Source organism: Bartonella sp. CL71SXKL, assembly GCF_042194935.1.
Lineage (GTDB): Bacteria > Pseudomonadota > Alphaproteobacteria > Rhizobiales > Rhizobiaceae > Bartonella.
This window is the reverse complement of record NZ_JBHINI010000035.1, coordinates 1-5,729: the sequence shown is the minus strand read 5'-3', so window position 1 is coordinate 5,729 and position 5,729 is coordinate 1. Positions and strand designations below refer to the sequence as shown.

Below are 5,729 nucleotides of genomic sequence, written 5' to 3'. Positions count from 1 at the left end.
GTGTTTTTGGCTATTATGGTTATAGAAGCCGTAAGGACACTTTCATGCTTTAAAACGTCTACCTTTAAAGCAAATACATAAAAAGCTGCACGTATAGTGCAGCTTTTTTGCAAAATCTTCTGATTGTCTTTTTGTATTATTGTCTCTCTCATATCAGACAACTTCACCAGCCCATCATCCTTAATACTCCCCTTTCAAAAAACATAAGGAGCTGGTCATTGCTGCCAATAGGCATTGTGCTTGTTTTAGAAAAGAGCTCTGAAAACTTCCTTTCTCAACTGATCATCAAGAAAAACTATACAAAGCATGGAATATACCATAAACACGTAGAAGAAAATTGTACCTTATAACCTCTTGGGGAGGAGCATTGTGACAAAGAAAAAATCCATGATTTTTACCCAAATGGGACTTTTCTTGTTTTGGGCTTTAGCAGCTTTGCCGATGAAACAGCACAAGTTACATTTGCTCTCCACTTAGCAGAAAGCACAGCATCTATTTCAATGCTGCTGTTTGCAGGGCTTGTCGGGGCAATTTTTGCCGGACCAATTGCACCACGCCTCTTGCATCGCTTCCAACCAGCGCGAACAGTACCCATTGTTTTATTGTTTGAAGCACTCTTCATAGCCGTTGCCGCAATCGCCAACCAATTTTGGGTTTACATTGCACTTTCTTTCGCACTAGGTTGTGCTGGTTCACTCTTTTGGTCTGCTATCCTCGTTTCCGTCCCAGAATTTGCAACCAATGATCAGCAACTAGATCGACTAAACCGCGTTATCCAAACAGTTCGTAATCTTGGCTACATTGCCGGACCACTGCTAGGGGGTGTATTGTATGGAATATCAAATGGGCAAAAAGGGCTCTTTGCACTATCCATCATGGTTCTTTGTGCTACCTTTATCACTCTCTTCTGTTTTAAAAGTTTAAAAATACATACGCAAACAACAAACACAACACAGCAAGCCAAAAAAGGGCTAGATTTAACGGGTCTCTTGCGTAAAAAAAATGTTGTCTATGCTCTTTCTCCCCTCATCATTACCATCATCCTCACCTCTGCTCTCAACGTCTTATCGATTGTCCGCATCCGCACGGAGCTGTACTTCAGTGCAGAAACCTATGGGGTAATCACAAGCATGTTAAGTCTTGGCCTCGTGGTTGGTCCACTCTGTTTCTCCAGCCTTTTTCATCGCTTTGGTAATGCCGCTGGAGCATCACTTGCCGCTGCAATCATTGGCTTTGCAATTTTCTGCTTTTCCTTAACACATATCATATGGTTGATGATGCTTTCATTTTTCATTCTTGGGGGTGCAAACGGTGTGCAAAATGCTCTAATGGCAAGTTTTATGATGAAAGCCATTAAAAAAGAACACCGAAACAACCAAATGCCCGCCTATATTTTCATCCTACAAACAGCCGTGTGCCTTGGCTTTCTAGGAGCCGGTTTTGTAAAAGTGCATCACACCCAAAGCACACTATTTATCATTGGCATCGCTATAATGATCGCAGGCATATTAGGTTTTATCTTGAACAGTGCCGTACAAAAAAAGGAATATGATAATGGTTAACGAACTTTACTATCTTTGCTCTCAGGCAAACCAAACCCAAAAATGGCATGACAATCACCCCTCGATGAAATCGTTGTATCTCCCCTATAACCCCACACCAACCAATAAGACTTTGATGAACCACTCTTGAGTGTGGAAGAGCTAACAACCCTAGCAAACAACCATTGCCAAAACTTGATATTTCAAAGCAGAAGAAACCGGTTTAACATCATGCAACAAGATCCTATAGGCTTAAACTTTTACAATGGAACAGGCGGTTATGTATGGCAACTTGCAGACTATATGCGACATGATTGTCATGAGAGCTCCCACACACTTGAATTGCAAAAACCAACACCACCCATAGCCATCAATTCTTTTGCTGTCTACCCACGTGAACTCAATCCTTTATCACACATTCAATGGGCAAAAGATGTACAAATAATAAAAAACAAACCAGCACTCATTGGCAAACGGCAAATACAACCCATCACCATTGTTTCTACAAAAGGAGCGACATTTGGCGGATTCGACTTTCCCACATTTGAAGCACTTCGTGAAAGCTGCCTTGTCCAATCACTGAGAGAAATACAATTCAATGGTACTCTTCTTGCCTCTGGGAGTCTTTTGATATCACTTTTACAACACGGGTCTCATTCAAACAAATCAACAAGCCTTTTCACCAGATCATGCAACCGCTCTTTTACGAGAGCCAACAGTATTATCATAGATTCTTCTCTTGACACTCTTGCCATTAATCAACTCAATGGGCGTACAATCCAACTGAATGAAAAAACAAAACATCTCTTGAAGCAAGCCACCACACCAATGCACATTCAACACCCGCTAGAGGATTCAATAAAGTTTCTTGTAAAAGCAGGAATGCTACGATTGATAAAATTATAAGGATAAAAAGATGAAGCTGATAAGACCTGGCATGGGAACAGAAAATAGTGCTGAACTTATTTACACGCTCATTCAAATGGCAAGACCGCGCACAGTCATTGAAATCGGTGCTGGTGATAGTACGCGCTTGATTGCTAAAGCACTGCAAAAAGCAAAACAAGCATGGCAACAAGATAAAAAACTTTTAGAATCTTCCACCAGGGAAGAGCGTACAGCTTTGCTTGACCCTTCAGGAATCCTTGAGAATTACGAACCACGGCTTATCACCATTGATGATTTTTCAGCAGAAGGCCAATCAGCCGAAGAAGCATAGCAAGAACTGCTTCAAGACGGTATTGAAAAAGACATGGTAACATTTATCCATGAGAATTTCTTCTCTCTCGATGATGAAACGCTCAAATCTTGGGGACCAATAGATTTTGTTTGGCTTGATGCTGGAACGCCCGCAGATGATGTGCGATTTGTTACCACAGTTTGGGAACACATCACCGCTGGTGGTTATCTTTGTCTACATGAACCAACAATGACCACAACAATTGCTCACAATAGCGAACAACGGGTTCGACGCGTCAGAACTCCCATCTGGGAAGAAATTCTCTACCGGCTTGACGGCTCCTATGAAGCTTTAACACTCCCCGAAAACCACAAATATCGCCAGGGTGGTCTGGGGATTATTCGCAAACGCACCCCAGCCGAACAAATTGTACGCGCACAATCGCTCCAAGCAGAACTCATAGAAATCAATGAAATTCCCATTCGCAATGATATTTTGCCCATGGGGAAAGAAACCCTTCACAAACGCAATACCCGCAATTCACTGATCTCTGCCATGACCTCACCGACACTGCGCGCTGTTTATGCCGCCATTATCCTTGGTGCAAAAAATCTTACTGATATCCTCAAACATGTCGATTCAGATGCCAAAAACATTCACAAATCCATCAATCGCCTTTTGAATCTTGGACTTATTCACAACACAACAGCAGGATTTCAAGCCGAAGAGACAGTGTGGAAAATGCTAGAAAATAAACATGAGCGAAATAGGGAAAATTTAAGCGACCGCCATTTAGAAACAGAAGAGATGCTATCAAAAATTGGTGAAGCCTTTCAGAAGGAAAAAATCTATAGCGAAACGGAAGTTTCCAAGATATGCAACCTCTTTACGATAGACTTTGCCCGATTACGACGCACTCTTGTTGAGAGAGGTTTTTTACAACGCCATGGAGGAAAATATCAACGCATGCGCTAAAAGAGAATTGAAAAATGATTAGCGAACTCTATCGTTTTTCTTCTCTATTTCAAGAGAATGAATAACCTTCCACTAAAAAAATATAATTTCATTAAAAGGTTACAAAATCATTCATCCCATTCATATGTTGACAATCTATGGGGGGATAGTACATCCTCTTCATAAAGGATAAAATGGAAAAGCAAGAATGCGGGGTGCCAATTGGTTATCAAAAAGGATTGGGTGGTTATCAAAAAGAATTGGGAATAGTCAAAATCATCAGGAGAAGATATAGGATCAAGGTCTCAATGATCTTACGGTTGTTGCGCGAACATCAGGGCACAGTATTGTTGCTCAATCCAAATCATGCTCGATATTTCTAAAAACATCGTAGAAAAAACAATATTCTTGCATTGGACTGGCTGGTGAATCAAGAAGGATACTATTTCAACGAAATGTGCACAGCAGAAACAGGGCTGACAAAACTTCCTCAAGAGATACAACAAAATGTATTTGATCATTTAACGACACTTCTATGGAAATTCCATGGGCAAAAATAAAATAACTTTTTTCATCTATAGCACAGTTTTTCTTTCTGAATTTTCCTTTTTCTTTGTACTCCCTTTGCTTGGAAACTCTTCTCTCATAACTGCTGCCAATGTCGCTTTTTATCTCGCTGGATCAGTAATCCTTGAAAGCATTCTCATGGTAACCACAACGGGTTTATTAGAAAGATTTTCGCGTAAACTCTTAATGGCTAGCGCCTTTATTTTAAGGAGTAGCGCTTTTGTGTGCATTATCCTATCGCTCACACCTTCTGCATGGTTGATCTTTTTTACCTTAATGGCTTTTTCGAAAGCAGTTTCAAAGCCATTTTTGAGAGAAATTTTATCAGAACATCTCAATGAAAATGCTCTTAAACGCGCATTAACTCTCTATTCTTTTTTTCAAAATGCTGCTGTCGTTATCGCCCCTCTTGTTGCAACGAGTGCCATAAAATACAACGCATCAACCTTCTTAATGGCTTTTTTTGCACTCATTGGTTTGTATCTTTGTGTTCTATCCATTCAAATTGTTTATCATTACCCACATAAAACATTATCTCTTGAAAAGAATAAAAAAACAAAAAAAGCTCTTCTTTCTTCTTTAAAAACAATAATACATAATCGTTCTATTGCTTATTTACTGGTCACGGCTTTGCTTTGTGCATTCCTCATGGGAATTTTCATCACCACCACAACACTTCTCAATAAATTTGACAGCAATCTCGCCCCTTATAGTGGAATTTTCTTTTCAATTGTTGGCATCAGTATTTGTATCTGGCAGGGGGTAATCAATAAACATCTCACCCTTTCCGATAAAGCAACTTTTTATCTGCTCTGCTTTATGGGAAGTTTCGCTGCATTTTTCCTCATAGGTGGGGTCTTTACCGCTGTGATTGCGTTAATTGCCTACAGTGTCTATGAATCTGTCATGATTCCAGAGATATACTATCAAGCAGGGAAAACAACCTCATCCCTCTCTGCCAGTGTTCTTTTTAGTTATATTCTTGTTATTTCAAATATTGGCCAAGCTGCCGGCTCATGGACAAGTGGATGGATCATCAGCCATTTCAACAATCATATCGCTTTCACCTTTTGCATGATTGTTGGTGCCTCCGCCTTTGCTTCTTGCCTTTGCCTCATGCAAACGAAAAAATAAGCAGCTTCCATGTCACATATCATTTTTGAAAACCCGTAGCACAACAAGAGCACTCAAAATAATTCGCCATAAATCACTCAATTATGGGTTTGTAATACAATCTGCGGCAAAGAAGCTCGAAACGGTCTTTAAAGATTGCTCTGTAAGGCTCCGTTGCCAATTGCCTCATAGCATAAAGTATTATGGGGGCAGACAAGCGTAAGGTAGCTACATTCTGCACGAATAATATTCTATTGATATCCATGTGCAACACAGCCAAAGCATTTTTTTATAATTCGCTCAAAAAAGGATTTTGAACTAATCAATCTCAAGCCTCGCCATGCGCGTTTAACTTTTAATGCCGCCCATTCCCT

Annotated in this window: 5 protein-coding genes and 1 pseudogene; all 6 read left to right on the top strand. The window is 40.2% G+C overall.

What is annotated here, in order from left to right; all coding sequences use genetic code 11:
- The first annotated feature begins 369 nt into the window (after window positions 1-369).
- The 6 genes and pseudogenes from ACFILA_RS08950 to ACFILA_RS08925 all read left to right on the top strand — a co-directional run bounded on the left by ACFILA_RS08950 (window position 370) and on the right by ACFILA_RS08925 (window position 5,376).
- Window positions 370-1,562 (top strand): annotated as a pseudogene (locus ACFILA_RS08950) (MFS transporter).
- Between the two features lie 210 nt (window positions 1,563-1,772).
- Complete coding sequence (locus ACFILA_RS08945; protein WP_375661056.1) at window positions 1,773-2,447, top strand: hypothetical protein; 675 nt, start codon at window positions 1,773-1,775, stop codon at window positions 2,445-2,447.
- A gap of 10 nt (window positions 2,448-2,457) precedes the next feature.
- Entirely contained in the window at window positions 2,458-2,760 is a 303-nt protein-coding gene (locus ACFILA_RS08940; RefSeq protein ID WP_375661055.1) for a hypothetical protein, read from the top strand.
- Between the two features lie 33 nt (window positions 2,761-2,793).
- Window positions 2,794-3,696 carry a DUF2087 domain-containing protein gene (locus ACFILA_RS08935; protein WP_375661054.1) on the top strand — a complete coding sequence of 301 codons (903 nt, stop codon included), beginning with the start codon at window positions 2,794-2,796 and terminating at the stop codon, window positions 3,694-3,696.
- Between the two features lie 173 nt (window positions 3,697-3,869).
- Window positions 3,870-4,058 carry a hypothetical protein gene (locus ACFILA_RS08930; protein WP_375631794.1) on the top strand — a complete coding sequence of 63 codons (189 nt, stop codon included), beginning with the start codon at window positions 3,870-3,872 and terminating at the stop codon, window positions 4,056-4,058.
- 163 nt (window positions 4,059-4,221) lie between these two features.
- Window positions 4,222-5,376 carry an MFS transporter gene (locus tag ACFILA_RS08925; protein WP_273791527.1) on the top strand — a complete coding sequence of 385 codons (1,155 nt, stop codon included), beginning with the start codon at window positions 4,222-4,224 and terminating at the stop codon, window positions 5,374-5,376.
- Window positions 5,377-5,729 lie beyond the last annotated feature (353 nt).